General features: G+C 44.2%; 40 protein-coding genes and 1 tRNA gene. 25 read left to right on the plus strand and 16 right to left on the minus strand.

The genetic code is table 11. From position 1 onward, the window contains the following. Positions 1-30: 30 nt before the first annotated feature. The 9 genes from G3W54_RS19370 to G3W54_RS02550 form a co-directional block, all read right to left on the minus strand. Positions 31-675 (minus strand): helix-turn-helix domain-containing protein, encoded by a 645-nt coding sequence (locus tag G3W54_RS19370; protein ID WP_162651568.1) that lies wholly within the window; start codon positions 673-675, stop codon positions 31-33. Then, complete coding sequence (locus G3W54_RS02515) at positions 672-1280, minus strand: hypothetical protein (RefSeq protein WP_162651569.1); 609 nt, start codon at positions 1278-1280, stop codon at positions 672-674. The genes G3W54_RS19370 and G3W54_RS02515 overlap by 4 nt, the downstream gene beginning before the upstream one ends. Continuing rightward, the gene (locus tag G3W54_RS02520) at positions 1277-2002 is read right to left on the minus strand and encodes a helix-turn-helix domain-containing protein (protein WP_162651570.1); all 726 of its coding nucleotides are present in this window, start codon (positions 2000-2002) and stop codon (positions 1277-1279) included. The genes G3W54_RS02515 and G3W54_RS02520 overlap by 4 nt, the downstream gene beginning before the upstream one ends. Continuing rightward, on the minus strand, positions 1999-2214 hold the full coding sequence (locus G3W54_RS02525; protein WP_162651571.1) for a hypothetical protein: 216 nt from the start codon (positions 2212-2214) through the stop codon (positions 1999-2001). The genes G3W54_RS02520 and G3W54_RS02525 overlap by 4 nt, the downstream gene beginning before the upstream one ends. Next, the gene (locus G3W54_RS02530) at positions 2211-2432 is read right to left on the minus strand and encodes a hypothetical protein (RefSeq protein ID WP_162651572.1); all 222 of its coding nucleotides are present in this window, start codon (positions 2430-2432) and stop codon (positions 2211-2213) included. Before G3W54_RS02530 ends, G3W54_RS02525 begins: the two co-directional genes overlap by 4 nt. Then, on the minus strand, positions 2429-2791 hold the full coding sequence (locus G3W54_RS02535) for a RusA family crossover junction endodeoxyribonuclease (protein ID WP_162651573.1): 363 nt from the start codon (positions 2789-2791) through the stop codon (positions 2429-2431). The genes G3W54_RS02530 and G3W54_RS02535 overlap by 4 nt, the downstream gene beginning before the upstream one ends. Beyond that, positions 2788-3846 (minus strand): site-specific DNA-methyltransferase, encoded by a 1059-nt coding sequence (locus tag G3W54_RS02540; protein WP_162651574.1) that lies wholly within the window; start codon positions 3844-3846, stop codon positions 2788-2790. The genes G3W54_RS02535 and G3W54_RS02540 overlap by 4 nt, the downstream gene beginning before the upstream one ends. A 3-nt stretch (positions 3847-3849) precedes the next feature. Beyond that, the gene (locus G3W54_RS02545) at positions 3850-4170 is read right to left on the minus strand and encodes a hypothetical protein (RefSeq protein WP_162651575.1); all 321 of its coding nucleotides are present in this window, start codon (positions 4168-4170) and stop codon (positions 3850-3852) included. Between the two features lie 537 nt (positions 4171-4707). Beyond that, the gene (locus G3W54_RS02550) at positions 4708-5004 is read right to left on the minus strand and encodes a hypothetical protein (protein WP_162651576.1); all 297 of its coding nucleotides are present in this window, start codon (positions 5002-5004) and stop codon (positions 4708-4710) included. A 298-nt stretch (positions 5005-5302) separates the two neighbouring features. Here G3W54_RS02550 and G3W54_RS02560 point away from each other — a divergent pair, with 298 nt between their 5' ends. Next, entirely contained in the window at positions 5303-5752 is a 450-nt protein-coding gene (locus tag G3W54_RS02560; protein WP_162651578.1) for a helix-turn-helix transcriptional regulator, read from the plus strand. Here the strand turns inward: G3W54_RS02560 and G3W54_RS02565 are convergent. Continuing rightward, a complete protein-coding gene (locus G3W54_RS02565; protein WP_162651579.1) occupies positions 5727-6281 on the minus strand; it encodes a GNAT family N-acetyltransferase in 555 nt (184 codons plus the stop codon). The two genes, G3W54_RS02560 and G3W54_RS02565, sit on opposite strands and share 26 nt — an antisense overlap. 242 nt (positions 6282-6523) lie before the next feature. Beyond that, positions 6524-7201: a hypothetical protein gene (locus G3W54_RS02570; RefSeq protein ID WP_162651580.1), complete on the minus strand. Its 678-nt coding sequence runs from the start codon at positions 7199-7201 to the stop codon at positions 6524-6526. A gap of 286 nt (positions 7202-7487) precedes the next feature. Here G3W54_RS02570 and G3W54_RS02575 point away from each other — a divergent pair, with 286 nt between their 5' ends. From G3W54_RS02575 to G3W54_RS02650, 16 genes are all read left to right on the plus strand, one after another. After that, the gene (locus G3W54_RS02575) at positions 7488-7841 is read left to right on the plus strand and encodes a hypothetical protein (protein ID WP_162651581.1); all 354 of its coding nucleotides are present in this window, start codon (positions 7488-7490) and stop codon (positions 7839-7841) included. 124 nt (positions 7842-7965) lie between these two features. Next, a complete protein-coding gene (locus G3W54_RS02580) occupies positions 7966-8256 on the plus strand; it encodes a hypothetical protein (protein WP_162651582.1) in 291 nt (96 codons plus the stop codon). Further along, a complete protein-coding gene (locus G3W54_RS02585; RefSeq protein WP_162651583.1) occupies positions 8249-8977 on the plus strand; it encodes an ERF family protein in 729 nt (242 codons plus the stop codon). The genes G3W54_RS02580 and G3W54_RS02585 overlap by 8 nt, the downstream gene beginning before the upstream one ends. Then, positions 8977-9162 carry a hypothetical protein gene (locus tag G3W54_RS02590; RefSeq protein WP_162651584.1) on the plus strand — a complete coding sequence of 62 codons (186 nt, stop codon included), beginning with the start codon at positions 8977-8979 and terminating at the stop codon, positions 9160-9162. The genes G3W54_RS02585 and G3W54_RS02590 overlap by 1 nt, the downstream gene beginning before the upstream one ends. After that, positions 9155-9307 carry a hypothetical protein gene (locus tag G3W54_RS02595; RefSeq protein ID WP_162651585.1) on the plus strand — a complete coding sequence of 51 codons (153 nt, stop codon included), beginning with the start codon at positions 9155-9157 and terminating at the stop codon, positions 9305-9307. The genes G3W54_RS02590 and G3W54_RS02595 overlap by 8 nt, the downstream gene beginning before the upstream one ends. Positions 9308-9318: 11 nt before the next feature. Further along, a complete protein-coding gene (locus tag G3W54_RS02600) occupies positions 9319-9567 on the plus strand; it encodes a hypothetical protein (RefSeq protein WP_162651586.1) in 249 nt (82 codons plus the stop codon). 22 nt (positions 9568-9589) lie between these two features. Continuing rightward, positions 9590-9796 carry a hypothetical protein gene (locus G3W54_RS02605; protein ID WP_162651587.1) on the plus strand — a complete coding sequence of 69 codons (207 nt, stop codon included), beginning with the start codon at positions 9590-9592 and terminating at the stop codon, positions 9794-9796. Between the two features lie 30 nt (positions 9797-9826). Further along, complete coding sequence (locus tag G3W54_RS02610; RefSeq protein ID WP_162651588.1) at positions 9827-10087, plus strand: DUF2312 domain-containing protein; 261 nt, start codon at positions 9827-9829, stop codon at positions 10085-10087. After that, a complete protein-coding gene (locus tag G3W54_RS02615; RefSeq protein WP_162651589.1) occupies positions 10087-10626 on the plus strand; it encodes a hypothetical protein in 540 nt (179 codons plus the stop codon). The genes G3W54_RS02610 and G3W54_RS02615 overlap by 1 nt, the downstream gene beginning before the upstream one ends. Next, on the plus strand, positions 10623-10811 hold the full coding sequence (locus G3W54_RS02620; protein WP_162651590.1) for a hypothetical protein: 189 nt from the start codon (positions 10623-10625) through the stop codon (positions 10809-10811). The genes G3W54_RS02615 and G3W54_RS02620 overlap by 4 nt, the downstream gene beginning before the upstream one ends. Then, positions 10811-11161 (plus strand): HNH endonuclease, encoded by a 351-nt coding sequence (locus tag G3W54_RS02625; protein ID WP_162651591.1) that lies wholly within the window; start codon positions 10811-10813, stop codon positions 11159-11161. Before G3W54_RS02620 ends, G3W54_RS02625 begins: the two co-directional genes overlap by 1 nt. Further along, positions 11158-11454 (plus strand): hypothetical protein, encoded by a 297-nt coding sequence (locus G3W54_RS02630; protein WP_162651592.1) that lies wholly within the window; start codon positions 11158-11160, stop codon positions 11452-11454. Before G3W54_RS02625 ends, G3W54_RS02630 begins: the two co-directional genes overlap by 4 nt. Continuing rightward, a complete protein-coding gene (locus G3W54_RS02635; RefSeq protein WP_162651593.1) occupies positions 11451-11846 on the plus strand; it encodes a hypothetical protein in 396 nt (131 codons plus the stop codon). The genes G3W54_RS02630 and G3W54_RS02635 overlap by 4 nt, the downstream gene beginning before the upstream one ends. Further along, complete coding sequence (locus tag G3W54_RS02640) at positions 11847-12257, plus strand: phage major tail protein, TP901-1 family (RefSeq protein ID WP_162651594.1); 411 nt, start codon at positions 11847-11849, stop codon at positions 12255-12257. Between the two features lie 33 nt (positions 12258-12290). Further along, entirely contained in the window at positions 12291-12506 is a 216-nt protein-coding gene (locus tag G3W54_RS02645) for an XRE family transcriptional regulator (RefSeq protein WP_162651595.1), read from the plus strand. Continuing rightward, a complete protein-coding gene (locus tag G3W54_RS02650) occupies positions 12503-13549 on the plus strand; it encodes a tyrosine-type recombinase/integrase (RefSeq protein ID WP_244627897.1) in 1047 nt (348 codons plus the stop codon). Before G3W54_RS02645 ends, G3W54_RS02650 begins: the two co-directional genes overlap by 4 nt. A gap of 107 nt (positions 13550-13656) precedes the next feature. Here the strand turns inward: G3W54_RS02650 and G3W54_RS02655 are convergent. After that, positions 13657-13732, minus strand: a tRNA-Thr gene (locus tag G3W54_RS02655). Positions 13733-13849: 117 nt separating this feature from the next. Here G3W54_RS02655 and G3W54_RS02660 point away from each other — a divergent pair. Then, a complete protein-coding gene (locus G3W54_RS02660; RefSeq protein WP_162653527.1) occupies positions 13850-14644 on the plus strand; it encodes an NAD kinase in 795 nt (264 codons plus the stop codon). 16 nt (positions 14645-14660) lie between these two features. Here G3W54_RS02660 and G3W54_RS02665 read toward each other — a convergent pair whose 3' ends face one another. Continuing rightward, the gene (locus tag G3W54_RS02665; protein WP_162651597.1) at positions 14661-15164 is read right to left on the minus strand and encodes a DUF2867 domain-containing protein; all 504 of its coding nucleotides are present in this window, start codon (positions 15162-15164) and stop codon (positions 14661-14663) included. Between the two features lie 241 nt (positions 15165-15405). Between G3W54_RS02665 and G3W54_RS02670 the strand changes: the two genes are divergently transcribed. The 4 genes from G3W54_RS02670 (at position 15406) to G3W54_RS02685 (ending at position 20265) form a co-directional block, all read left to right on the plus strand. Continuing rightward, positions 15406-17472 carry a calcium-binding protein gene (locus tag G3W54_RS02670; protein WP_162651598.1) on the plus strand — a complete coding sequence of 689 codons (2067 nt, stop codon included), beginning with the start codon at positions 15406-15408 and terminating at the stop codon, positions 17470-17472. Positions 17473-17693: 221 nt separating this feature from the next. Beyond that, positions 17694-18791, plus strand: a complete 1098-nt coding sequence (locus G3W54_RS02675) for an ABC transporter substrate-binding protein (RefSeq protein ID WP_162651599.1) — start codon at positions 17694-17696, stop codon at positions 18789-18791. Beyond that, entirely contained in the window at positions 18791-19801 is a 1011-nt protein-coding gene (locus G3W54_RS02680) for a P1 family peptidase (RefSeq protein WP_162651600.1), read from the plus strand. The genes G3W54_RS02675 and G3W54_RS02680 overlap by 1 nt, the downstream gene beginning before the upstream one ends. Before the next feature lie 38 nt (positions 19802-19839). After that, positions 19840-20265, plus strand: coding sequence for a hypothetical protein (locus G3W54_RS02685; RefSeq protein WP_162651601.1), 426 nt, complete (start codon positions 19840-19842; stop codon positions 20263-20265). Positions 20266-20329: 64 nt separating this feature from the next. Here G3W54_RS02685 and G3W54_RS02690 read toward each other — a convergent pair whose 3' ends face one another. After that, positions 20330-22819 carry a methyl-accepting chemotaxis protein gene (locus G3W54_RS02690; protein ID WP_162651602.1) on the minus strand — a complete coding sequence of 830 codons (2490 nt, stop codon included), beginning with the start codon at positions 22817-22819 and terminating at the stop codon, positions 20330-20332. Between the two features lie 428 nt (positions 22820-23247). On the opposite strand from G3W54_RS02690, the gene purB reads away from it, so the two are divergent. The 3 genes from purB (at position 23248) to G3W54_RS02710 (ending at position 25857) form a co-directional block, all read left to right on the plus strand. Further along, positions 23248-24555, plus strand: a complete 1308-nt coding sequence (purB, locus tag G3W54_RS02695; RefSeq protein ID WP_162651603.1) for an adenylosuccinate lyase — start codon at positions 23248-23250, stop codon at positions 24553-24555. 288 nt (positions 24556-24843) lie between these two features. Next, positions 24844-25392, plus strand: coding sequence for an alpha/beta hydrolase (locus G3W54_RS02705; RefSeq protein ID WP_162651605.1), 549 nt, complete (start codon positions 24844-24846; stop codon positions 25390-25392). Between the two features lie 132 nt (positions 25393-25524). Beyond that, the gene (locus G3W54_RS02710; protein ID WP_162651606.1) at positions 25525-25857 is read left to right on the plus strand and encodes a hypothetical protein; all 333 of its coding nucleotides are present in this window, start codon (positions 25525-25527) and stop codon (positions 25855-25857) included. 44 nt (positions 25858-25901) lie between these two features. On the opposite strand, the gene G3W54_RS02715 is transcribed toward G3W54_RS02710, so the two are convergent. Both G3W54_RS02715 and G3W54_RS02720 read right to left on the minus strand, forming a co-directional pair. Further along, positions 25902-26279, minus strand: coding sequence for a hypothetical protein (locus G3W54_RS02715; protein ID WP_162651607.1), 378 nt, complete (start codon positions 26277-26279; stop codon positions 25902-25904). 92 nt (positions 26280-26371) lie between these two features. Beyond that, positions 26372-26983: a LysE family translocator gene (locus tag G3W54_RS02720; protein WP_162651608.1), complete on the minus strand. Its 612-nt coding sequence runs from the start codon at positions 26981-26983 to the stop codon at positions 26372-26374. Between the last annotated feature and the right edge of the window lie 16 nt (positions 26984-26999).

The raw sequence follows: 26999 nt of genomic DNA on the forward strand, positions 1-26999 counted from the left end.
ACATAAGAACTATGAGCACTAGAACAAACATTAGATTTCCAATCTCTCAAGTGAAAAAAGTTCACCATTCATAAGGAATTGCTCCTTGTAGATTAGCGTTTGAATCTTAGATACGGCGTGGAGAACTGTTGTATGGTCCCGTCCGCCAAACTTACGGCCAATCTCAGGAAAAGATCTAATAGTAAGTTTTTTGCAAATATACATGGCCGCCTGTCGAACAATCACAAATTCCTTAGTCCGGCGCTTAGCTGTTAAATCAATAAAAGTTCCGCTACCGCGTTTGTAGCTTGCTTTTGGTGCGTTCCAATCTTGCAATAAAACAAAATCTTGGATCTGCTTAATTGTTACCCTATCTAACGGGATTGCATTCTCCATGTCCGCAGCCTCTAACGCTTCAAGTCTTTCACGGCGCATTCTTTTTTCATGAGCTTTAAGTGCTGCCTTTCTTGCAAGTCTCTCCCTGTACTGGCGAACCCATAAATGTTCCTTTGGTTTGGGAGCTTCTTCCTGCAATGATGTGCTTTCCATATATTCTATCTGTTTAACCTTAGCTCGAGCACGCAATCTAGCTCTTACCTCCGCATAGTGCTGCGCTTGCTTTATGGCCTCTGGCGAAGTTGATGGGCGGTATGATGCAAGCTTTGTGTCTTGCTGTACTGTGAGTGCTTGGGTCATTGGGTGCCTCCATTCTCAAAACCTAGAAATTCCAGCCCTTTTGCGGCCTTTTCATCATCTAATTTCATCGCCATAGATTTTAGCCTTTCCATTGCTTCTCGTTTCTCAGCTCCTGAATTATCAGTGCAATTGTTATGAGGCTTAGTGCTGCCTGTCGGTGCGTCCTCTTGATTGCCGTAAACCTTTTTGATTGTTTCTTTGACGAAGTCAGCACGTTTATTCTCAGCCCATTTATCAACGCCATCAAACGGATCGTCTCGTTTAATCTTGTCCGTCCAAATGATTTTCTTGAAGACTTGATCGCGGACCTCTTTGACCAATTCGCTAATGGCAGGAACAAAGATTTCATCATCAATGAATTTGGTAACAGCGGCTTCTATTGCATAGTTTGGATAGTCTTTTAGCTTTTCGGCGTAGACCTCCATACGGATAGCCTTTTCATCGACGTCCAAGTTTTCTTTGCTCGCAAGAGTGATAAATAGTTTACTGAGGTGCTTGCATATTTCTGAGAACTTAGCTTTTGGCACAGAAGCAAATATTTCTTCTCGACTGGTGCCGTCTTTGAACAATGGACGGTTTTCTTTGAATTGGACTAATTGGTTCATTGGCCCATCTCCTCTGCACGCTTCGCCATTTCCAGAAACATCATTCCTGTTGATGGTGTTTTGTTCCCGAATTTATTTCCTTGCACTGACAGGGCTTGAGGTGGCGCTAGCTCATCCTCCCATCTGCCATCATTCAACCAGCCCTGCGCTTGTTTCCAATAACGCTGTTCTGGCCCTCTTGTGGTTCGGTAGATTAAGGCTCCTGAAATGACTTGATCTGCAATCTTGTCGAGCTTCTTTCTCATCCAAACTTTTAATGCACCCTGCTTGCCTCGTTTGTCTTCGAAAGCTTCCCAGAACTCTTCAAATCGATCATCACCCGATTTTTTTGTTTGTTTTTTATTATTGATGGTTATTTCTTTTGATGGTTCTTGCGCGGTAGTTTTCACCGCTGGTGAATGACCATTTTCGCCACTGGCGAGATTTACCGCTGGCGAAAGTTGCCGCTGGATGTTTTGAAGCTTGAAACGGTATTTATGAACGCTTAAAGTGCCATCTTTTCGGCGTATTCTTTCACGTGAAATAAAGCCAATTTCTTCCAATTTTGAGAGGTGATCTCGTACCGTTTTATCAGACTGATTTGTGTACTTTGAAAGCCGTTTTACAGATGGGAAACACTCCCCGTTTTCATCGGCATAATTAGCCAATGCAATTGCTACAAACTTGCAGCCACTTGGCATTAAATCGCACTTAGAAATTAAAGTCATTACTTCTATGCTCATGGCTTACCTGCCAATCCGAAAACCAAACCTGCTAACGCAAGCAGTAACAACACAATAAGCCCGAAGCATATGCTCGATATAAGAAACACCTCAGAGACATGAGGCATGTCATAGCCTTGCTCTCTGCGCTGCTTAAGTTGCGTGGCTTTGTCTTGTTGATGTGTGGTGAAACGAATATCTTTTGAGTTATAGGATTGGTTTCTATCGCTCATGCCTTCTCCCTTCGCGTTTTTTTTGCGTCTTCCTTGCCTCTTCGAAAGTAGAAATAGGTCTTTATCGATTTCAGAACCTCTAGTTGCCTCTCCAAATCATTCACCTCATAATCTTCATAAATAGTTGAACGCAATTCTGTCAGCTCTCTTTCGATGCGGTCAGTAGCGGCGTCCAACGCATTGAGTTTTTGAGTGATAGATGGGCTTTCTTTGCTCATGCTGCGTTCTCCTTTGATATTGATGAAATAGTGACAACACATGCAGGGCCGGAATCCATCCAGCGAACGCGCAAATCTTTTACGTAATCACTGCTATCGTCTTCTATGATTTTGTGCGTGGTCAAAAGGTCCAATACAGCCTTCACGCGGTTGTCAGCGTCTTGTCTGTGCTTCGATTGGGCAACGAGGACGATATAAACCTCTACAGCACCAGAGATAGGCTTAGGATGCTGTGTATTGAGTAATAAGCCAGCCTCTTGTAACCAAGTTCGATATGCAGGACTTTTAATCCGGCTCTTTCGTGCATTGGAATACATCACGTTTACACTTGGCGGCATGGGTAGCTCTATACGGGTCATGAAACCTCCGCGAACAATGGAGAGTCATTCGATATCCTGGCTTTAGCCATCTCCGCATATTCAGGGTTTAACTCCAGAAGTATGCAATCACGCCCAAGGCGATCAGCAACAAGGCCAGTTGTCCCCGCACCGCCAAACATATCCAATACCATGCCACCCTTAGGACAACCCGCCAAAATACAACGTTTTGCAAGCTCAGGCGGAAACGTCGCAAAATGGGCTTCCGAGTACGCAGCCGTTGGAATATTCCATACTTCTAGCGGCGCTGGCTCATAATTACGTAGGTTGCGTTCTGTGACCGGTAACGCCAAGGCGCTATCAAAACTATCATTATCTTTAACACGCGCTTTATGCATGCTGTGAGGACGGTCACGTTTCAAGTTCTTTTGCTTACGAGCAACCGCCTTCATATTCCCGTTGGTTTTTTTCCCACCATTAGCGCGGGCAGATCCAATTTGCGCCATGATATCTTGTGATAACCGAGCATGTGTATTCTTAGAAACTGGTTGAGTTACCGCATCACCATTGTAGTTATATTGTGGCTGTTTACTGAATAGAAAAATCTTTTCATGAGACCCCGCAGGACGATCTTTAACACTTTCCGGCATAGGGTTAGGCTTAGCCCATATGATCTCAGACCTTACCCACCAACCGGACTCTTGCATCGCGATAGCAAACCGATTGGGTATCATACAAAGGTCTTTTGGCTTTAGAACCCCACCGATAGTCGAAAAAGGCTTGTCTCTAAATGTACGATCATCATTGCCCACGGCTTTTGTGGCTGCAGCGCTTCTCCCATTTGGAGTGGTCGCATAACAATCTCCATAATTTACCCAAAGCGTACCAGTAGATTTTAAAACACGTTTAAACTCCTCGAAAACCGCAACCATGTCTTTAAGATGTTCGCCTAGCGTTTCCTCAAGACCCATTTGACCTTCGACGCCATAATCACGAAGCCCCCAATATGGCGGTGAAGTCACGCCACAATCAACAGATTCATCGGGTAAGGTTTTAAGTTGTGCTAGGCAATCTCCGACTATGATTTGTATGCTCATCCCCTACCCCTCTTCTTTTTCCGTCCGAACAACAAAATCAGCAGCTTTAAGCGCAATAGGATTAATTTCATGTGTTGCTCTTTCGTGTTCGATTTGGCGTTCTGTCCGCACACATGCAGCGTGATAGGCGCATTGAAGCGCGACATAATTTGAAGCCATAAAATCTTTCAATTCAGGATCGTAAACCAACCGCTTGATAAAGCTGATCGATAGGCCCCATTTGCTTTGAAGGCGATAATACGCACCCTCATACGTATCGCCTTGTCCGCGATATTCTTTAGCAATCAATGCGTCCGCCATCTGTTTGGCGCTTGTTACATGCATTGGACTCTTGCTCCTTTTCTCAGTACTGCGAAAACTTTTCTCGCCCATGATAAAATCCTTGTGCTTAATTCGATCTGCGATGAACGAAACGAAACACGAGGTACTAAAACTTGGCTGAGCAGCACGAAACAAAGCCACGAAAGCTTGGGGTTAAGCGAGACTTAGCCCCGTCTACTCAGCAAGCCACCAGAATTGGAGGCTTTGAAACACTAGGTCAGGCTACAAGCGGAATAATCGCGAACCTGATAAATAAGCGGGTGAGAGAACCGCAAAGGGCTGAGCAACCCGAACCCTCACCCATCGCGCTACACCTTGGGAGGAAAGGAGCGCGAGTTAGAATTAAATGTGAGAGCAAACAAGGCCCATGAACGTAAATCGGTCATAGGGCCATCCATAAAAACTGGATTCCACGAGCTACGATTACGCTGCCTATCAACAGATATAAAAGGCTCTTAAATTTACGGCCTTCATCTCGTAAGCGATCTGATATGTTTAAGGTTATTGCCCCTAATCCAAGTAGTATAAGGCTGATATCCATCAAACCGTCTCCTTGGTTAACTCAGGGGAAGGCTCTTGAAGCTTGCGGAGGTTGTCCATTGTGGATTTGTAAGCGGGGCGGAAATGTCGCCAATTATACCCACGATGATACCCTACCGAGAAACTAAAAAATGTATTGTCGTATTCATGGATTACACCAGCAACGGCCAAGACATCACCTTTGGTTAAATCAAATTCGTATATTCTACCGTCTTCGGGAGAAACAGCGGAACCAGCTTTCACAACCACCAGCTCGTCACCTACTTGGACGTTATAAGGATATCCTTGATGGGTCACTCTGCTGGCTCCTGAATGGGCTTACGGAATATATCAGGCCTTATTTTCTCAGGAGGAAGTCCAAGTATTTCTGACACCCTCCATACATGTTCCGCTGGAATTTTATCGTTCTTAACCCACCGAGAAATCGCTTGTTGTGATAAACCAACCGATGATGCAAGTTTCCCCTGCGACCCTGCCAATTTGATTATTTCGTTAATCTGTATTTTCATCATGAGCCATTTAAACAACTTAAGTTGTAAATGTCAACAACTATTCTTGTGATGAACGAACACGGAAATATCTTTATGTTATCTGCATGGAAACACTAGCGACTCGCGTCCGACAGAGACGAAACGAACTAAAACTATCGCAAACCGCCTTGGCAAATCTCGTTGGAGTGAAACAACAGGCGATCCAAAAGGTTGAATCCGGACAAACTGAAAGACCGCGCTTCATTTTAGAGTTAGCAAGAGCGTTGCAAACGACCCCCGAAGAACTGTCTGACTTCAATGGTGGAATTGTATCTGATTTCAACCGATCTAATCTTGCGCAAAATGATGAAGAGCTCATACTTGAAATTTGTCAAGATTTAGCAAGCGACATAGCCACGGAAATAGATGGAATCACTCAAGACCCGCAAGCATTTGGCAAAGTATTCAGAGATTTACTAAAAAACCGGCTAGACGAACATCGAAACAATAATAATAGAGCTTACGAAGATTCAAATGTAATCAGATTTGCTATTCGTTCAATTTCAGGGCAATAAACTCATCAAGTCTCTCTAAAAAACTATCTATGTTGGGGTGTACGTAACCTGTTTCTGGTATTTTAACACCATTTATATTGCGATCACGCTTCACAACACCTTTCCAACCCCAAAACCTATAACCAATAGCGGCTTTGTTATCATCGAATGCCCAAAACCCAATTGGAACCTTTCCTAATTTGTGGGCGTAGCCTAAACCGGATCGCCACAATAACGGTCCAGAAATTCCACCTCTATACTCTTTCAAAATGTATGTTGCATGCAGCTCTGAAACTATATCTAAATCAGGGTCATCATTAGGTTTGCAGTATGTGAAGCCAACAATCTTAGCGGTTTTTTCATGTAGAGAAAACAACCTCTCCCCATCCAGTGGGCTTTCAACCACTCTGTTCCATTGCTTTAGTCTAAATTTAAGCGATCTTGCGTCGTGAATTTCTTTAGGTATGAATTTGTAAACATCCTTCCAGCATTTTCTATGTATCCGAGCGATTGATTGAACATCGTCACTAGTTGCTTGAGTTACAAACATTGGTACTACTCCTTGTTGCATTTCAAATAAAGTTGATTTACGATCGAGTGATGTTAAGTGCAGACGAAAGACAGAGAATTGAGGGCGTATTTACTCAACCTTCTAAAAAGAAAGTTGAAGAACCCCGCCTTAAAATAGTTATATTTATTGTAGTTTTTGTTGTTTTTGCGATATTCGCAGGTTCGTCTACATTGGTAGAACAACCAAATAAGCCCGAAAGCTCTATCTACAACTGGTAGTAGTTATTTCTGGATGAATTCGAGATATATTGATCTAATTGGGAAATATTCATTCGTTACCCATGCCACTTTTGCATCTAGGTCACCCGTATTCATAATCACGTAACCAAAGGATGATCTTTGGTTGTTTGCAAAAGATTTTACGAAATCCTCCAAACCAATAACTTCTGGATATTGCTCAAGCATAGCACCATTATTTTTGCTGACTATTGAAACGCACAATTCGCACCTGGTGGACCTATCTAATAGCAACAGCTCTTCCGGCGTTAATACAGCTGCTAAAACTCCTAAAAAGTTTTTACCAGAATACACAGGCATGGTTAGAGGTATAAACGGGAACCCAGAAGTTCTGCCCGCTAGTATACCTCCAATTTGCATCTCATTAGACTTGCCGAGCTTTGCTTTCTTAAAATATCCTCGATCCGACAAATCTAATGGGATAGCTTCTTCTCGCGAACTATCGGCTGAAATTTTACCGTCTTTGTCGATAAACAGGATAGACCGTATATGCCCTGTTTCTTTAACCTTCCGTTTCAACAATAAATGCAAGTTATCATCAGTTAAAATAGATCTTGAAAGTAGGTCACTCAATCCTATCAGAGCTAAACGCCCTTTACCCAGTGCCTTTGATAAATGAGCGTCCATTAATTGGGCGCGTACAATGATTTCACTTTTATCCAAGCGAGTAGACTGACCCGATACGGGTGATATCAATAACAGATATATGAGTAAGCATTTTAGTAGCTTCATAAAAACAGTCTCTTTCCCACCGCATTAGGAATGTTACTCGCCGTGCTGTCTAGTGCTAAATTTAGTACATAACCAATTGTTGGCATATTTTTACAACTTTTGTTGTTTTTTGTGTTGACAACTTTTGTTGTTTTTCGTACATTAATCCTCAACACAGCAAGAAGAAGCCTACGCAAACGCTAGCGCCGATCTGCTGAAACAAGTTGAGGAAATGATGATGAACGTGCAAACGCCAAACCAAAAAATACTGGCTGACTTGGCAAGCGATATCATAGGCATGACTGATGATATTGATCAGCATAGTATTGAAGCAAATCTACGTGCACTTACTCGCTATATGGCGCAATCTTTCACGGACTTAATTGAGCAAGAAGCGGTTGAACACGACGTTATTGTAGATCGCAAGCCGAGTGACTTCTGCGAGGCTCTTGCAGGTGAAATCATATATCAGCTTGAAGACCTTCAAAGCGAGATTGAACTGAAAGAACAGCGCGAACTAGATGCTGTTGGCTATGTCGATCAGAACAATGAACACCGTCACGGACATAAAGAATATGGGGTGCTGTCGTGATTGATCTAGGCACCATACAAGGCACCAACAAAACCCGCCATGAGTGGAAGACAAAGCTTGCTCAAGGTGTTCTGTTCGCAGGTATGTGGGCTTTATTTATTTTAGCAATTAGTGGGGGTATGTCATGAGTGGCGCACAAGAAATATGGGACATGGCAGAAGCTACCGCACAAAGAATGATTGATGAAAAAAATGGCAAGATGCCACCTAAGCTTCAACGTGCACTCGACCAGTTTACTCAAAATAGAATAGCAGAACTTGAAGGCGCAGAAAAGGCGTTAGCAGTCGTAATGGACCAGCTTTTAAAAACTACGACAGAATACGAAAAATTAGGCGGTGATAACGAGCTGGTAGCCATTAACATGAAGCTCTCAGATAGTTTTAAAAGCAAATACAGAGGTATAAACAATGGGTGATAGTAAAGCAACCATAGGCGCATCTATATGCGCTGTCATGGCTGAAATAAAAAGGCTTAAAAAAGCAGATAAAAACGACTTTGCAAAATACCTCTTTACGTCTGTTGATGACTTTAAAGACGAGGTTCGCCCACTTATGGCGAAACACGGTCTTTTAGTGAATATGAACGAGTTATCCCTTGATACGCAGGTCATCACAAATGACAAAGGGAAAGAAACGCTAGTATCCTCTTACAAGTTTTCAATCGAGCTGGAACATGCCGAAACAGGCGATAAGCAACAGGCTGAAAACATTACAATTATGTTGCCGTATACTGGAGCTCAAACAACCGGTGCAGCTCGTTCGTATGCCTTGAAAGAGTGGTTTAAAAGTAAATTTCTGGCTTCATCTGGTGATCAAGGTGCGGAAGCAGATCACAATGAGCAAGCGCAATATTCAACTAAAGACCGTCTCGGTAAGCCAGCAGCTAGGGAGCTGTCAGGCGAGCTTGATAAAGAGCTGAATGAACTGGCAAACAAAAAAGATATAGACGCTCTTCGAGCTTGGTGGCCTGAGCAATATTACCGAATTGAAACCTTGCCCAAAGATTGGGAAATTGCTCTCAAAACACGATGGCAGACAGCAGGTAAGGAACTTAAAGCCAACGAAGATTTAGACAAGATGAGTAATGAGCAGCTTGATGAAATCGCAATGGGTAAGAAGCCTACGGAAGCCGCTTAATGTCCACCAGCCCAAGAACCAAGATCACAGTAACAGACGAGCGTAAAGCGTGGTCTTGGGCTTGGAGAAACAAGAAAAGCCAAATGATGATTTACATTTTGTACGTTGCGCAAGATGCGGTCAGAAACGATGGCCTAACCCAAATCGAAGGCTTCAATATAACAGAAGGTTGCGAAAATGGATAAGGAATCATGGGCAATGAGAATGTTTGATCGAGGTTGCGGATATGAAGACGTGGCCGTGAAACTGGATATTCCTTTATCTCTCGCGAGACTTTGGATGTTTTCGTATTTGGGTGTGCCGCGAGAGAAAATGAAAGCAAACCAATAGGAGAAGATGAGATGCCTTCAATGGTCCAAGTAAACTGCAAAACATGTAGCTTACCGTTCGATGCTAGAACCGCTGACGTTGCGAGAGGATGGGGCAAGTTTTGCTCAAAGTCTTGCAAAGCAAAAGAGCAAGAGAAACGTACAGGGCAAAATAAATCGTACCTGCATAGAAAAAATACCAGACGAGATATCGACGGAGACGACGATGATTACGACCTCTCTTGGGATGCACACAAAGTTTGGACTAACGCCACCCAATAAACCTAACTAAGAGGAAAGAAGAATGTCAGTTCTAAAGCTTAGAAAAAAGCAACGTGGGCCTTGGTGCAGTTACTGCGAAAGCGAACGAAATAGAGCTGAGTTTCGCGGCCTGGGGTTTACCAAATTCGCCTGTCAAGCACATATCAAAGAACTGTATGCAGATGACACGAATTACGAAAATACTAACTTACATTCAACAGAAGCTGAAAATTCAATCGGCTATGTCTAACCCCACCCAATAAACAGAAAGGATAATGAGATGGACACACCAAACCAAAACAACGGACAACTTCGAGCATTTATTGAGCGGATAGAAAGATTGTCAGAAGAAAAGCAAACTATCGCCGACGATATAAGCGAGGTGTACGGCGAAGCTAAAGTGGTGGGTTATGACACAAAGGTTATTCGCAAAGTTGTTGCCATTCGCAAGCTTGATCAAAACGAGCGCATGGAACAAGAGGCGGTGCTTGATACGTATCTCGCAGCTTTGGGAATGTTGCCAAGTGATGAGGCCGCATAATGTCTGATTTTGGCCCAATGATCGATATGCAATGGGACGGTGAAAGTCTAGTCCCATCTAGCCCAAGATGGCAAATAGCCGCTGACAGGCAATTGGTCGTTGGGCAATCATATAAAATCCGTGAACATGCCGAGCGCACCGATAAAGATCACAATCATTATTTTGGTTGTATCAAGAAAGCATGGGAAAACCTACCTGAAAGCTTTGCAAACGATCTGTTTGCCCGTTCACCGGAACACTTGAGGAAATACGCGTTAATCAAAGAGGGTTATGCCGACGCACATCAAATGCCCTGCCCGACCGCTGGCGAGGCTATGAGATTAGCCGCCGCATTGCAGCCAGTAGATAAATATTCAATCGTTGTTACGGATGGTTCGATTGTCACGAGATACACGGCACAAAGTCAAAGCCGTAAGGAAATGGGCAATGAGATTTTCAAGGAATCAAAGCAGAAAGTTTTATTGTTTTGTGCAGATTTAATTGCTGTTGATTTTGATGAATTCACCGACACGTCAGAGTATAGGAGAAACGCAGCATGACCCCATACAGCAAAGAGATTGAAAAGCTCGAACGTCTCAAAGATGCAAGACGATCTGGAAGCCTCACAATTCGCAGCTTAACAGACCTTCAAGAGCAAATACGCAATGACGAACTACAAGCAGAGCTTAACGGCACAAAGCCAGTGTACCGCGTACCGGCTGGGATTAACCGGAGGGTGAACTAATGAGAGCGGTCCCCGAATGGATAGGTAAGACAGACGATTCAAAGGTGCCGGATCGCGTAAAGCTTCGTGTTCTCGATGAATATAAAAACAAATGCGCGCTATCCGGCGTTGAGTTCAAACCTGGGGACAAGATCGAATTTGACCACATTACCCCGCTTTGGATGGGTGGCGAAAATCGAGAAAAGAATTTGCAACCGGTTTTACCCGTACCACATAAAAAGAAAACAAGCACAGAGGCGGCGGTTCGTAAAAAAGTAAATCGCATTCGAAAGAAACATACAGGCGTCAAAGAAAAGAAGCCATGGTCTAAATTCAAAAAGAAAATGAATGGTGAGGTAGTAGAAAGATGATCACAGAAAAAGAAACACAATTTGCTCGTCACGCACTTGGTTTAACACGCGGTAAAATCGCTTATAGAAACGGCTTTCATGCTGGCGGCAAGGATATCGATACTGGACGCTCCTTAGAAGCTAAGGGAATGGCGGTTAGCTTCCCACCTAGTGAACTTTTTCCAGATGTGATTTTTTGCATAACCACTAAAGGGTTTGAGGCGATTAAAAAACGTGGTGAGAAATTAGACCGCGAAGAGTTGGAACGTATTAAGCGGCTTGATCAAAAAGCCCTAGCCGGAGCCAGCCGATGACTAACCAACCAGAGTTAAAGCCCTGCCCTAGATTGCCAGTTTTAAGAACGCCAGAAGGCATAGTTAAATCATTAGAGCAATGGGTAGAGTTTACCCGCCGTGATGACTGCTTACGTAGAATGGTGCCTAGCGACCTACGGGTAATATTATCAAACCTAAAAACCCGTGAAGCTCCTAAAGTTAAGGCTTTGGAATTTGTAGACAGTAAAGCGGAAGGCTGCAACATCATTTACAATATTAAAAAATGGCCTAACTCCGAAAAGTATCGAGTTATGTTCAACCGCTTTGGCGGCATTGATTGGCTTATGGACAAATTTGATAGCTGGCATGGCGCACGTGTTGCCGCCCAGTCCCACTATGGAAAACTAATACTAGAAGCATTGGAGAAGTGAATGACCATGCAAAAAGGAAAAGATCTTTTAGTTAAAGTAGATCAAGAAGGCGATTTTGTAACTGTCGCAGGGTTGAGAGCTAAAAGACTGACTTTTAACCATGATAAGCTTGATCTTGCCAATGCCGAAACCTTGGATAAATGGGGCGAGTTATTAGCTAATTCAGACCTGGAGCGTGTTGGCATCTCTGGTTCTGGAATCTTTAAGGACGCTCAGAGCGATGATCTGGTGCGGGGAATGTTCTTTTCCAGTGATATCAAGGAATGGCAATTTACTGTTCCTGATTTTGGGAATTTATGCGGAAAATTTCAAATTACAGCGCTTGAATACTCTGGCCAACATGGTGGCGAAATCACTTTTGAAGCCGCTATGGAATCGTGTGGCCCAGTTCAATTCACCTCCTGTGGATAAGCTGTTAACAAAGAGAGAGAAGAAACAAAGTAAATGAGCGATCCTTTTATCCTTCAACAGATTGGCTATCGTAAGCCAGATGCAGCGAAATTCGTTGGGGTTAGCCCTTCGAAATTCATGCAGCTTGTTAAGGATAAAAGGATGCCGGAACCCTCACAAGTTGACGGGTGCGTGATTTGGGATGGTCGGGAACTAATAGCCGCCTTTGACGCACTAACTGGTAAAGGGGATGGCAATTGGAACATATGAAATGTGATATTCCAAACGTCACACAATACGAGGACAGGCACGGAAAGCTAAGAACGCGATACCGTAAATATGGTGTTACGGTTCAATTGCCAGATCCGGCGCACAAAGATTTTCCGCAATCTCTTGCAGATGCGATAACCAAAGCTCAAAACATCAAAGATGGGGTTCCTGAGAAAGAGGTATATAAAAACGGGACAATAGGTTTTGCTCTTGAGCGATATTACAATTCACCAAAGTTTAAAAACCTCAAGCCCAAAACTCAGAATGAATATAAGAATGCATTGAATAGGCTACTTGCAAAAAACAAAAAAGCCGAAGTGTCCAAACTTACTGATTCAATGGTCGAAGCAATGCAAGTAAAAATGGAAGCAACGCCAGCAATGGCAAATGCGACCATGCGGTATTTCAGAACGTTTTTAGCTTACTGCATAAAACCGCTGCAATTAATATCACAAAACCCAGCCTCATCTATCACAATGTACGAGATAGGCGAATGGCGTAGCTGGTCAATTGAGGAATGCGAACGGTTCGAGGCTTATTGGCCTGTTGGAACGCTGCAAAGGTGGATTTATACAGTAGCGCGTTACACATCACAAAGAATTGGCGATGTAGTGAGAATGAGCCGCCACGATATCAGGGATGGTTTCATTCGCGTAATTCAGGAAAAGGGGCGCGGCAAAAACAAGACCGGCGAAGAAATGTGGATCTTCATTCACGATGAAATTTTAACTGGATTAAACCATTTACCAAGCGATCAGATAGCGTTTTTTATTACCGAACGTGGTAGACTATTAAAAGAAGATCGCGCCTCAAAAATCATGGCCGCAGCTATCAAAGAAGCTGGTTTATCAAAGGATTGCGTTGTTCACGGATTGCGCAAACGAGGCGCTACGGATCTTGCAGATAGTGGCGCAAATGACCGTGAAATTATGTCAGTAACGGGCCATAAAACAACGGCTATGGTCGGTAAATACACAAGAGCGGCAGATCAACGGAAACGATCTAAGGATGCTATTACTAGATTTGAAGAGAATCGAAAATGAGAACGGAAACAAAACAGAAAATGGCTAACCCTATTGTAGCTAAATGGCTAACCTATCCGCAGAAAAGACTTGCAAATTCATTAGACCAAACAATTCAAATAGTTGAATGGTGCCCCCACACGGACTCGAACCGCGGACCTACTGATTACAAATCAGTTGCTCTACCAACTGAGCTATAGGGGCAACGATGTGGGAATTAACATATTGATCGCGCATGTAAAGTAAAATTTCAGTTTTTTTTCAAACAACTGTCGAAAAACTTGACCAGCGAGCTATATCGCGCAATTTTGGTGCTTCTAAATCTTAAGATTCTCCGTTGGAGATCAGGAGTATTCATTGAAAATAGCATTTCTTGCTTCATCGGCAAATCACGCGCAGGAGGCAATCAAACACCTTTCTGCGCTATATGGTAATGCAACTGTTGAGGATGCAGATGTTATTGTTGCGCTTGGTGGCGACGGTTTTATGCTGCAAACGCTGCATGACCAAATAAATACCGGACGGCTTGTCTATGGTATGAATCGTGGAACCATTGGCTTTTTGATGAATGATTACGATGACAAAAGCCTACCTGACAGAATTGAGGCGGCCGTGGCCAACACGATTCGTCCACTTATCATGCAGGCTACCAATGCTAATGGCGATTCGTTTACTGCACGTGCTATCAATGAAGTATCGCTTTTTCGTCAATCTTACCAAGCTGCAAAGATTAAAGTCGATGTGGATGGCAAAACGAGGCTGGAAAGCCTCATCTGCGATGGTTTGATGGTTGCAACACCTGCGGGCTCAACGGCCTATAATCTATCAGCGCATGGCCCCATCCTGCCGCTCGATGCCAAACTACTTGCGCTGACCCCTGTAAGTGCATTCCGCCCTCGCCGCTGGCGCGGTGCACTTTTGCCGGATAGTGCTGAAGTGACACTTGAGATTTTGGAACCATACAAACGTCCGGTAAATGCTGTTGCCGATCATCTGGAAGTTAAATCGGTCACGCAAGTGAAAGTTTGCCAATCAGTTGATCACACGGTGCAAATTCTTACCGATTCCAGCCATTCCTGGAATGATCGAATTTTAGCCGAGCAATTTTCGTACTAAGGTTTGAATCCACGCATTATTCGACCATAAGTCGCTTGGCGGTATGCTGCGTAATAAGCCTGTGAAAAGGCATAATGATCGCAAGGTAAGCTTTGCCGAAAACATTATGTGTCCGCACCCAAGTCGATAAAATACAGCCATTGTCGGATTTCAAAATCGATGTTCTGAAATCCAGGTGTTTATCATTATCTCCCAGAATGACTTCATCTTCTGAAATATAGCAAACTCGGAATACACCGATCTTATCGTCAATTTTCAAACTGTCTGGCATTTGATCCGGCGACACGCCAACATCACCTGTTTTGAGACCAAAGAGGCCGACGATTGCATTGCGCAACTGCATAAGCCGCGTAATCCATGATGGCATTTGCCCGAAAGCTTGTTTTGCTAACTGCTCTGCGGACATATGAGCACCAACAGAAGGCGCAAATACACAATCAATAAAATCCCCCTCGCCAACATACTCATTCAAACGGCTTGGAACTGGTAAATCAACATAAGACACACGCGGCTTGGACATAAATTTCTCCTATATTTTATACTTAAGCCATATTCCTTGAATGTTAACTCGGCCAATTGCCGCATGGACTAAATCGATAAAAATTTAATAAAATCATACTATTAACCATTGATTTAGCACTTGATTGCAAACCCATATCGGTAGTCTATTGGTGTTCATAATACGTTAACTACGAATGTCTCAGGATTACCAACCATTCTGACTGACATTGGTTCATTTATATTAAAGTGAGGATAATAAGTTGGTCAAATTGTTAATCAATGGACGTAATGTAGATGCAGATACCATCAATGCATTATCAACGCTGCCAGGAGGTCCGTTGGGAACGTCACCATATGCTGGTGGTTCCGCAGGCCTAACTATTTCAACATCACCGACTTCTTTTTCTTATGTAATAGGTGCACCTCGAGGTGGATCGACAATAGAAGGCACAGGTGAAAACCTGATATTTGACGATCAAAACCGACCAATTGGTGGTACAATTACAAGTGTTAAAAATTCGTTCTACGACGGAGGCGGTGCGGGTTCATTTTTTAATGGTAGTTATGAAATAACCGAAGTCTCTTTAGATGCAGCTGAGTTACTTGCAGGTACAATTGGCGATACATTGTTTAACGGAGATGACAACGTTGAGATCATTCTTGATGGGAGAAGTGGATATGTTGGTGGTGGTTATGCAGAGAATAGCAGCTCAGTTAAAACCGGTGATGGCAACGATACCGTCAAAATAAGTGCTGTACCAAACTATAGGGAAATAGAGTTTGGAAGTATAAATATAGACAGCGGCGCGGGATCAGACACAATAGAATTGGCAACTAACCTTCCCAGACAGAAAGTAGTCAATGTCACTACAGGTGAAGGTAAGGATTCCATCATTATCAATTTCGATCCTGTAAATGCATCGCCAAGAGCTATAACAGAAATAGACAACGTCGCGGTGCAATTCATTAAAGACTTTGATATCAATAACGACAGCATCACTTTACCTCCACTCTCCCCCAATGATGGCTGGAAATGGCAAGTAATAGACGTAGATGGTTCAGCCGAAATTCGTGCACAAAAACTAGACACAAACGGACTACCTAGTGGAGAAATTGGCACACGAATTATTGTTGAAGGTATAGCTGCAAATCAACTTGATTTAATCGATACGCCACCACCTGCACCAACAGGTCCAGTGTTTGGCACAGATGGTCCTGACGCACTCACAGGTGATGCTGGTGACAATGTACTTATTGGTCTTGGTGGCGATGATGCGATTATTGGCCTTGCAGGCAATGATGTATTAATTGGTGGGGATGGCAATGACAGCCTAGACGCTGGTGATGGAAACGACCAATTATTTGGCGAATTTGGCGATGACACACTATTTGGCGGTGCGGGCGATGATGCTTTGTTTGGTGGCCTTGGCAATGACTTCCTTGTTGGCGATGCTGATGGGACAAGTGGTGTAGACGGTATCTTTGGCGGCGAAGGGAATGATGTGGCATTTGGTGGCCTAGGTGCTGATTATATTGAAGGTGGCGCAGATGATGATAGCCTCTTCGGCGAAACTGGTGCTGATGTAATACTTGGTGGTACCGGCGATGATTTTATTGATGGCGGCACCGAGAACGACGTTATTAGTGGCGGTGACGGAAATGACATCTTGCTGGGCGGCCTTGGCGATGATGAAATTCGTGGCGACGATGGTGATGATAGTATCCTGGGCCAAGAAGGAAATGATACCATTTTCGGAGGCTTTGGCGTTGATACTATTGATGGCGGAGACGGCAACGACAACATCTTCGGTGAGACCGGTGCCGACACGGTCTTCGGCGGGCTAGGCAATGATACGATCTATGGCAATAGCGGTGATGATAATATCTTTGGTGGAGAAGGTGATGACAGTCTCTTCGGAAACACTGAAAACGACACGATATTTGCAGGCGCTGGTAATGATTCACTGGCTGGCGGCACAGGAAATGATGTGCTGTTCGGTGAAGATGGCGATGACACATTTACTGCCGGTTCTGGCATTGATGTCATCAATGGTGGCGCTGGTATCGATACACTAACTATCGGGCCGGAAGACGGGAAAATCTTCTGGCAAGATTTTGAGAACGGAACGGACAGGATCTCATTTGGATTGGGTGTGAACAAGGATAACTTTTCAAGCAAAGTTACGATTGCATCCACAACAGACGGTAATTCGACGCTGATCACGTATGATAACACTCAGTTATTCCTAGAGAATGTGGATGCGAGCTTGATTGACGAGGAAGATTTTAATCTTAGAGATATGCCCCAGCCAGACGTCTTTGTCTGATTGGCAACCACAATAAAAATTCCCTACTCTAATGGGCGCTTTTGCCATTTGCATGTAAACGCTATCACTACTTGCAAACTTATATTCATCGCAAACGAAACAGCGATAAACACGGTGAACGGCAAGGCTGAATTACAATCATCCTGATTTAAATAACGTGCATCTGCAATTTGCCATAATTTGCAGATGCATTTCATTTAAAACACTTATATAAAAGGCCTATGAATAAAAATGTGGCCTATATTTTTCAGGTGATTCTGGCTGTTATTTGCTTTAGCCTGCCCAGTATGGCTCAGGAGCAAAAGCTGCTACGCGTTGGCATTGTTGCACCTGATGATGGTACCCTGTCACTTCTGGGCACTCAGTTACGTGCTGGGTTTTATATACATGAGCAACAGTTCATTGATAATCCGCCGACATTTGAATTCGTCGAAGAAGCCGAGATTTGTGAGCCGGAAGCAGGCGCAGATATTGCCTATTCACTGGAGGAGGCGCGAGTTGACGTTGTTGTTGGGTTCTTTTGTGTTGAAAGCCTATCGGCCGCCCTACCCGTTTTACAACAAATTAATGTCCCCGTGATCAATATCAATATTCGCTCTGACATTGTGCGCGATGAAGCTGCTCGCCTTGATTTACCATTATTTAGCCTTGCACCGCGTGCCAGTGATCAAGCCAAATTTGCATCCCGCTACATTATCGATAATTGGGGTGATAAATCTGTCGCGCTGATTGAGGATGGCACGATTAGCAATCGTGAACTCGCAGATGCTATTCGCTTGCAACTCGATGATGGCGGCTTTCAGCCCATTGTGCTGGATAATTTTCGCCCAGGTCAAGAAAAGCAATTTGGCCTTGTCCGACGTTTGGGCCAATCCAAAATCACACACGTCTTTGTTGGTGGCTCACGTCTTGATACGTCCATCATGGCTCGTGATGCTGCATCCATAGGCCTTGAATTTACGTTTGCAGGCGGAGATGCTTTGCGTGCTGCCGATGAAGGTCTTAAATTACCAAATGGTACAATTGCTATATTGCCAGACATCAAAATGTCTGGCGACAATGCCATTGCCGCGCGCGCAGCGTTCGATTCAGCTGGTATTTTTCCAGACCGCTTCCCCATCCTTGGTTATGCCACCGCAGAAATTATGAACCAGCTTGCACAGGTAAACGATGATGATCTATCTGAAAGCCTCAAATCCACCGAATTTAAAACAATCATTGGACCCGTGACCTTCAATCAATTTGGCGAACGCCAGGAAAGCGTTTTCAATGCTATGATATGGCAGGACGGGCGTTTTGTCGAAGAGGTTAGCAATTAATGACATTTAAAGCAGGTGTAAAAAACCTCATTACCGATGTCGGTGGACTGCGTGTTGGCAATGCTGGCGATAACAAGTTGAAATCTGGTACAACCGTCATCTTATGTGATGAACCAGCCGTTGCAGCCGTGCAGGTATTAGGTGGCGCGCCTGGCACTCGTGAAACGGACCTTTTAGAACCACATAACACCGTGGAAACCGTTCATGCGATCACATTATCCGGCGGGTCGGCTTTTGGTTTAGATGCGGCTAGTGGTGTACAAGCTTATTTGCGTGAAAAATCCATTGGCTTTGAGGTCGGCGAGCATAAAATCCCCATCGTGCCGAGCGCAATTCTTTTTGACCTGATAAATGGTGGCGATAAAGACTGGGGCACATACCCACCCTATCGCGAACTTGGATTTAATGCAGCAGAAAATGCATATATCGATTTTGATATTGGGTCCGTCGGTGCAGGGTTGGGAGCACTCACAGCAAACATGCGTGGTGGCCTTGGCTCCACCTCATCTGTCACAGAAAGCGGACTAACAATAGGCGCACTATCAGCGGTCAATCCTATGGGTGCAGTGACAATTGGAGATACGAGACATTTTTGGGCCGCTCCATTTGAGATCGACCATGAATTTGGTGGATTGGGCTATCCTCAACCAATACCGGACAATACAACTGACTTGCAGATAAAGTTTCGAGAAACGCAACGCGGTGGCGCCAACACAACAATTGCTGTTATTGCCACCGACGCGATCTTAACAAAAGCACAGGCAAAACGACTAGCAATTTCTGCCCATGATGGTTTTGCTCGTGCTATTTGGCCAAGTCATAATATTTATGATGGAGATCTTGTTTTCACCCTTGCAACAGGAACATCTGGCAGGAAACCAAATCCAGATGAATTTATCGATCTGTGTGCCGCAGCAACAAGTACAATGGCGCGCGCCATAGCACGAGGTGTATATGCAGCCGATGCAAAACCCGATGATATTCTACCAAGTTGGATCGGATTTAAGTGATCGCCTTACTCCTACAAAGCATCTTATGGGGCATTGCTATGGCAATGTCTGCTACAGTCTCACTTTGGTTCTCGAATGATTTACTGACGAGCCACTTGACCATAATTCTCTTGATGTTTTTCACGACAAGCATTGTCGGTTATATGCTGGCAATGCTGGCGGTCAGACTATTTGTAAATACAACGAGATTTGAAACTCGTTTTGCAGGTTACTTCTTGTTCCTCATCATCATGACAATTGGCTGCAATGCGCTTTTTTATTGCCTCAGCTATTGGTCTTTTTATAGCCAATGGCACGCTCCAATCTTAAGTCGCACATGGGTTTGGCAATTCTTTTTCACAAATATTGGGGCACTTTATCAGTTTGCTGTTCTCGGCCTGTTACTTTACCTCCCGTTAGGTTTGATTTTTCTCACGATCACATCATACCTCAAAGCAAAACCCATTCACTTGCAGAACCCATAAAAAAGGCGCCACATTTGATTGTGGCGCCGATGATATTGTTTTCAATTATGAGATTAGCTGAGGCCTAGAACTCATCCCAGTCGTCTGCATCATCTGCGGGAGCGGTTTTTGCAGAAAACGCTGCGGCCACTTTGCTCACCATTGATTTTGCTGGTGATTGTTTTGGCGCATGGGATGCAGAGGCGGCCTGTGGGGCTGAACTATTGGCAGGGGTTGATCTCGCAGGAGCTGAATTTACAGGGGCTGATTTTACAGACGCAGCACTTTGTGTCACCGAACCAGAAACAGCAGATTTCGTTGTGGCAAATGATCCAGACTTTTCGCCCAATGTAAAGGTTCCGACAAGGCCAGCCAGATTTTGAACATCTCCAGCCATCTCCTGCGTAACCGCCGTATTTTCCTCAACCATCGCCGCATTTTGCTGTGTAACCTGATCCATGGAATTCACAGCACTGTTAACTTCCTGAATGCCCGAAAGCTGCTCTGCTGCACCTTGTGAAATGGTTTCAATCTGTGCGTCAATCTCAGTGACATGTTCAGAAATCTTGGCAAGTGCTTCGCCCGTTTGTTGAACCAGCTGCACACCATTTGCCACTTCATCACCAGATTTGGTAATAAGCTCTTTGATCTCTTTAGCAGCATTGGCCGAACGCTGAGCAAGTTCGCGCACTTCCTGAGCAACAACTGCAAAGCCTTTACCCGCCTCACCCGCACGGGCAGCCTCTACACCCGCATTCAATGCAAGTAAGTTTGTCTGGAAAGCAATTTCATCAATCACATTGATGATATTTGAAATATCACCAGATGCTTTTTCAATGCCTTCCATTGCCGTAACGGCATCAGAGACAACAGCACTGGATTTTTCAGTATCGCCGCGTGCATCCTTGGCTTTGGTTGCAGCCTCGTTTGCACGTTCTGATGTCTCTTTAACGGTCGCTGTGATCTCATCAAGAGCGGCAGATGTTTCTTCCAATGATGCGGCTTGTGTTTCCGTACGCTGAGATAGATCATTTGTCGCTTTACTGATCTCGGTAGAATTATCACGAAGGCCAGTTGTCACATTGCTAATTTGACCAAGCGTTGCACTCAATTTGCCAACAGAGGCATTAAAATCAGTCCGCAAGCGATCAAGATCACCATCAAATGGGGTATTAAGCGTTACGGTCAGATCACCTTCTGAAAGGCGTGTCAGACCACCTGCCAACGCTTCAACGGCTTGTTGGATCTTCGCAGCATCTTGCGCTTTAGCTTCCTCGCTTTGCTTGCGCTGCTGTTCAGTCATAGCACGATTTTCTTCGCCCTCTTCTTCTAAACGTTCCTTTTCAATGGCAGCATCACGAAAAACCGATACAGCTTCAAACATCTCACCAATTTCGTCATTGCGATTAGCGCCGTCTAGTTCGATGCTTGTATTCCCGCTCACAAGCTCCTTCATATTGTCAATCACGTTTGCAATAGGTTTAGTAATTGAGCGGGAGAACATAAACGCGGCCACAAGCGCTGCACCCAATAGGACAAGTGCCATAACAGCGATAAGATTACGTAGATCTGTAATGCCCTGTAACATTTCATCTTCTTGAATAAGAGCGGCAACAATCCAGTTTTGCTGCAAAAAATCAACTCTGGCTGCAGAAACCTGGTAGACTTCACCTCGGAACTCCGGAATTTGACCTACCGGTTGATTAGCAAAACTTTCTTCCAAAATTCGTTTTGAAAGTGGAAGTTTAACTTTCAGGGATTCGTTCTCTTCTGTCTTCTGAGAGTCAGAAATCAATGTACCATCCGATTTTAACAGAAGCGTTTCGCCCGTCTCGCCCAAACCGGTCACATTGCGCATAATCTGACCAATAATGTCATTTGGCATTTGAAACACCAAGACACCCACCAATTGATCACCTTTTACGATTGACTTACCGATAAAGGCTGCTGAAGCACCATAGGATGGGGCATAAGGATTGTAATCATCAACAACAATATCTGTAGCGGAATTGTTTTCAATTACTTTCTTATAAACATTTGCCAGACCTGAATCTTTCCATTCACCAGTGTTCAGATTGGTCGCAAAATCAGCTTCTTTAAAAACTGAATAAATTACGTCACCTTCATTATTGATGAGAAAAATATCGTAATATCCCCTCTTCTCAAGCAGCTCACGATAATATGGATGTGTTTGTTTGTGTGAAGCATCATAACCATCGATTCCGGCCGTATCGAGCTTGTGTTTTTCTCCGGTTGGATTCGGGTTGTCCTTTATATAACGCTTTTGAAGTTCTGCCACCTTGTTATCTCCAGGAAGGAAATTCCAGCCAAAACTTAGTGCACCGATAGAAGCTGAAGCTTTCTCATCTTGCGCGGTATTAATGAGGTCATTTTCTATGGATTTTAAATAGGTCTCAACCTGATTCCGCCGACCATCAGCAACAGCCTGGAGAGTTTCAGACGATTTTTCTTGTATTATATTTGAACTAACAACCAGGCCAGCCATGCTAGCGGCGCCAACGGTTACGATAGTTAAGATTGCAGCAGCAATGGGTAACTTGCGCGAGATTTTCATGACGTGTTCTCCCCAACGACATTTTTTATATGAAATCATGAACAATAACGTTCTTAGGTGCGCATCATGCTAATCACGGTGAAGAGATCCCATTGATAAAAGTCTCATTAATTAAAAAACAAAGCGTTAATTACAAGTTCTCTCTCACGGCTTGCGCTCACGATTAAACAACCCACAATTGCTTCCCAAACACACTTTCTCTACAAAGTTAATAATCAGCATGAATTATCGTCTTGAATAACATAAGCAAATTCCGAAATATGGCCTTTCCAGAGCATAACAAAATAAAATGTAATTTAGATTATCTTTCTTCAATAAAAATGTAGAAAGGCGGATTTTGGAGGTGCGAGTGATTGATTTGCGCAGTCTGAGCAGCTAAACGAGGCGATATATTTACATATTAAAGTTCCAAACATGAGAAACATCGTATGATCGAGCGCTATTCCCGCAAGGAAATGACTGATATCTGGTCGCCACAAAGTAAATTCCGCATTTGGTTTGAAATTGAGGCTCATGCATGTGATGCGCTTGCGGACTTGGGTGTCATCCCGAAATCCGCAGCAGAGACCATTTGGGCAAAAGCTGGCGAAGTTGAATTCGATGTCGCACGTATTGATGAAATTGAAGCGGTCACCAAGCATGATGTGATTGCGTTTCTAACGCATCTGGCAGAAATTGTGGGTGATGATGCGCGCTTCGTGCACCAAGGCATGACATCATCTGATGTTTTGGATACGTGCTTTAATGTTCAGCTTGTCAAAGCCACTGATCTTCTTCTTGCTGATATGGATCGCTTGCTTGCAGCGCTGAAAAAACGCGCGTTTGAACATAAAGACACAATCACCATTGGCCGTAGTCATGGTATTCATGCTGAGCCTACTACATTTGGCGTCAAGCTTGCTCAAGCCTATGCTGAATTTGAGCGCAACAAGAAACGCCTTGAAGCTGCGCGTGAAGATATCGCCACTTGTGCAATTTCCGGTGCAGTTGGGACATTTGCAAATATTGACCCAAGTGTTGAAGAACATGTCGCCAAGTCTCTGGGACTTGCCTCTGAACCGGTTTCAACACAAGTTATCCCGCGTGATCGTCATGCCATGTATTTTGCGACACTGGGTGTGATCGCGTCATCTATTGAACGCCTTTCGACCGAAATTCGCCATTTGCAACGCACTGAAGTTCTGGAAGCAGAAGAGTTTTTCTCACCGGGTCAAAAAGGCTCGTCAGCGATGCCGCATAAACGCAACCCGGTTTTGACCGAAAACCTGACGGGTCTTGCACGTATGGTTCGTTCCTACGCCCAGCCCGCGATGGAAAATGTTGCCCTATGGCATGAGCGCGATATTTCCCACTCGTCTGTCGAGCGCATGATTGGCCCTGATGCCACCGTTACGCTCGATTTTGCGCTAAACCGCCTTGCTGGTGTTATGGAAAAACTACTTGTCTACCCTGACAATATGGTGGCTAACATGAACAAATTCCGCGGTCTTGTGCATTCGCAGCGCGTTCTTTTGGCTTTGACACAGGCCGGTCAATCTCGCGAAGATTCTTATCGCCTTGTTCAACGCAACGCGATGAAGGTTTGGGAAGAAGGAAAAGACTTCCTCACAGAGTTGCTGGCCGATGAAGAAGTAACAGCTGCACTGGATGAAGAAACAATTCGCGAGAAATTTGACCTTGGTTATCATACCAAGCATGTTGATACGATCTTCACTCGTGTATTCGGCGAAAGCTAAAAGTTAGAGCCCTGCGTCTAGAAGTCGCTTCATTCTTTGGAGCGTCTTCCCGCAAAGTTTTTCGCACGGAATGCCGTCTCTATCTCTATCGCGTGCAACATCGCCACATTGTTTGAGATGAAAATAGGCCTCTGTGCAACTTTGCATTCTGCCACATGTTTTTCGTTGTCCGCAGGAATACTCTTGCGCAAATCCTAGTGATGAGGATAGAAGAACAATAACGGTGACGATTACTTTATTCACCTTCAAAGTGTAATAAATTTTTAAATTCGCGCAAGAGTATATTTAATGAAAGCAGCTGAGGCAGATATCTTAATTGTACCGGGGTATAAAAACTCTGGCCCCGACCATTGGCAAAGTCGGTGGGAAGAACGCATTAAAACTGCGCGGCGCGTAGAACAGGATGAATGGTCAAAGCCCGTTGTTGAAGACTGGACGGCTCGTATGGCCGAAGAGGTTAATAAATCCACCCGCCCCGTCGTCATTGTTGCTCACTCTTTAGGTGTAGCAGTTGCTATCCAAGCCATACCACAATTTGAAAAGCAGGTTGTTGGTGCCCTACTCGTAGCCCCGCCCGACGTGGCAAACCCGAAGATACGACCTAAACACCTGATGACATTTGGACCATACCCGCGTGATCCGCTACCCTTTCCTTCCATCGTAATAGCAAGCCGGAACGATAGTTTTTCCAGTTTTGAAGCGGCAGAGGATATTGCAGGTGCCTGGGGCTCTATGTTTATTGATGCCGGTGAGCGCGGACATATTGACGATGCAGCAGGTCACGGGCCTTGGCCGGAAGGCTCTCTAACCTTTGCGAAGTTTATGCAAGGTCTTTAACGAGTTAATCGCACGCAAATTCTTTTCAAAAAACGCATGCAGTAACGCTTTGATAACCATATCATAGCTCTTTTTTTACTTTTACCCGATACGTTCCATGTCAGTATTGAGTATGTGTAAAGTGTAATATGTATGCGTAAAGAACGTAGAAGTTTCGTGGAGATTTTGGGTGCAACTGCGCCAAAGCGACAACCGCCCCTTTTCCGGTCAAATGCACGTGGCTTTGGCACCACAGATACTTTGCCTCAAGCCACGCGCCCATTTGCGCAAGCCGAAGATGCGCATATGAATGCGACCGTTTACCGCCAAAGTAAGCCCATCTCACATTCATCTGATTTCTATCTGTTGGAAGATACCAAGAGCCGAGCGGGTAGTTCTTATAAACAGACCGATTATGTTGTCGTCACGCGTGAAAAATCTAGCGATACATCACATATCGGCATGGTGGCGCGGCGCTTACGATAGCTTGAACCGTACTATGATTACTTTTATCTGTCGCTCAAACCCAACTAGTGATCAGATTTCGAGAGCATAAAATATCCGAAAGAAAACGCTATTTCAGTCAAGATTGCCAACCAAATACCCAACCCGACAGCGCCACGAATATACTCAAATATGCCCATCATTGCTAAGCCAGCCATCATAATGGCCAAGCCAAGACAAAGTGTTTTCCGTAGGTTCGAAGCAGCGGTATTGCGAGATTGAAAGGTTATAAACGCAAGGCCTAAAAACAGCATGCCAGCCCGCCTAGACATAAGATCGGCATTATCATTTCCGATAATGCCAAACACCCAGTAAATAAAATCTGGCACAAGTAATAAACTTAGAAAAAGAATGAAACACAGCCCTGCGGCAAGAATACTTACCAGAGAATAAGACAACTTCATCGCTTACACCTAATTATCTACAAATCGTTAAGCATAGTTGGGCCAACAATCATATTTATGCAATGTGACATAAACGCATGGTTTTTTAATTACTAGCGATCCGAAAGAGCAAGTTTTACACTCAAATAGCCAAATGTTGCTGCAAAAGATGCTTTCAACCACTTCATGACACGTGGTTTGGAAATAACAAAATCTCGCATATAGGCTGAAAACGCGCCATAAAGTACAAAGACTGTAAATGTCATAAGCATAAAGACCAGAGCAAGTTGCATCATAGCTTCAGTGGCTGTTGCACTTCCTGCATCAATAAACTGAGGTAAAAATGCCAAGAAAAATAACGAGAGCTTTGGGTTCAGTGCGTTAATCATGGCACCGTGCATAGCTGTTTTGAAATGTGAACGTGGCTTCTCATCGGAATTTATATCCATCGCCCCTCCCTCGCGCAAAATACTCCACGCCATATAGAGCAAATATGCAGCGCCCAAATATTTGATCACTTGAAATGCAACCGCGCTGGTGTGAAAAATTGCAGCGAGACCGATGATGCTGGCAATTGCGGCAGGCAATATGCCCAACGTGCAGCCAAACGCCGCGGCGACGCTGGCACGAAATCCACGTGCTAAGCCTATGGTCATTGTATAAAGGACACCAGTCCCTGGCAATAAAACAACAACCAATGATGTAATTAGAAATTCAAAGCTCATTAAGCTGCACCCTGCC

It is taken from the genome of Lentilitoribacter sp. Alg239-R112, from assembly GCF_900537175.1.
Classification (GTDB): Bacteria; Pseudomonadota; Alphaproteobacteria; order Rhizobiales; family Rhizobiaceae; genus Lentilitoribacter.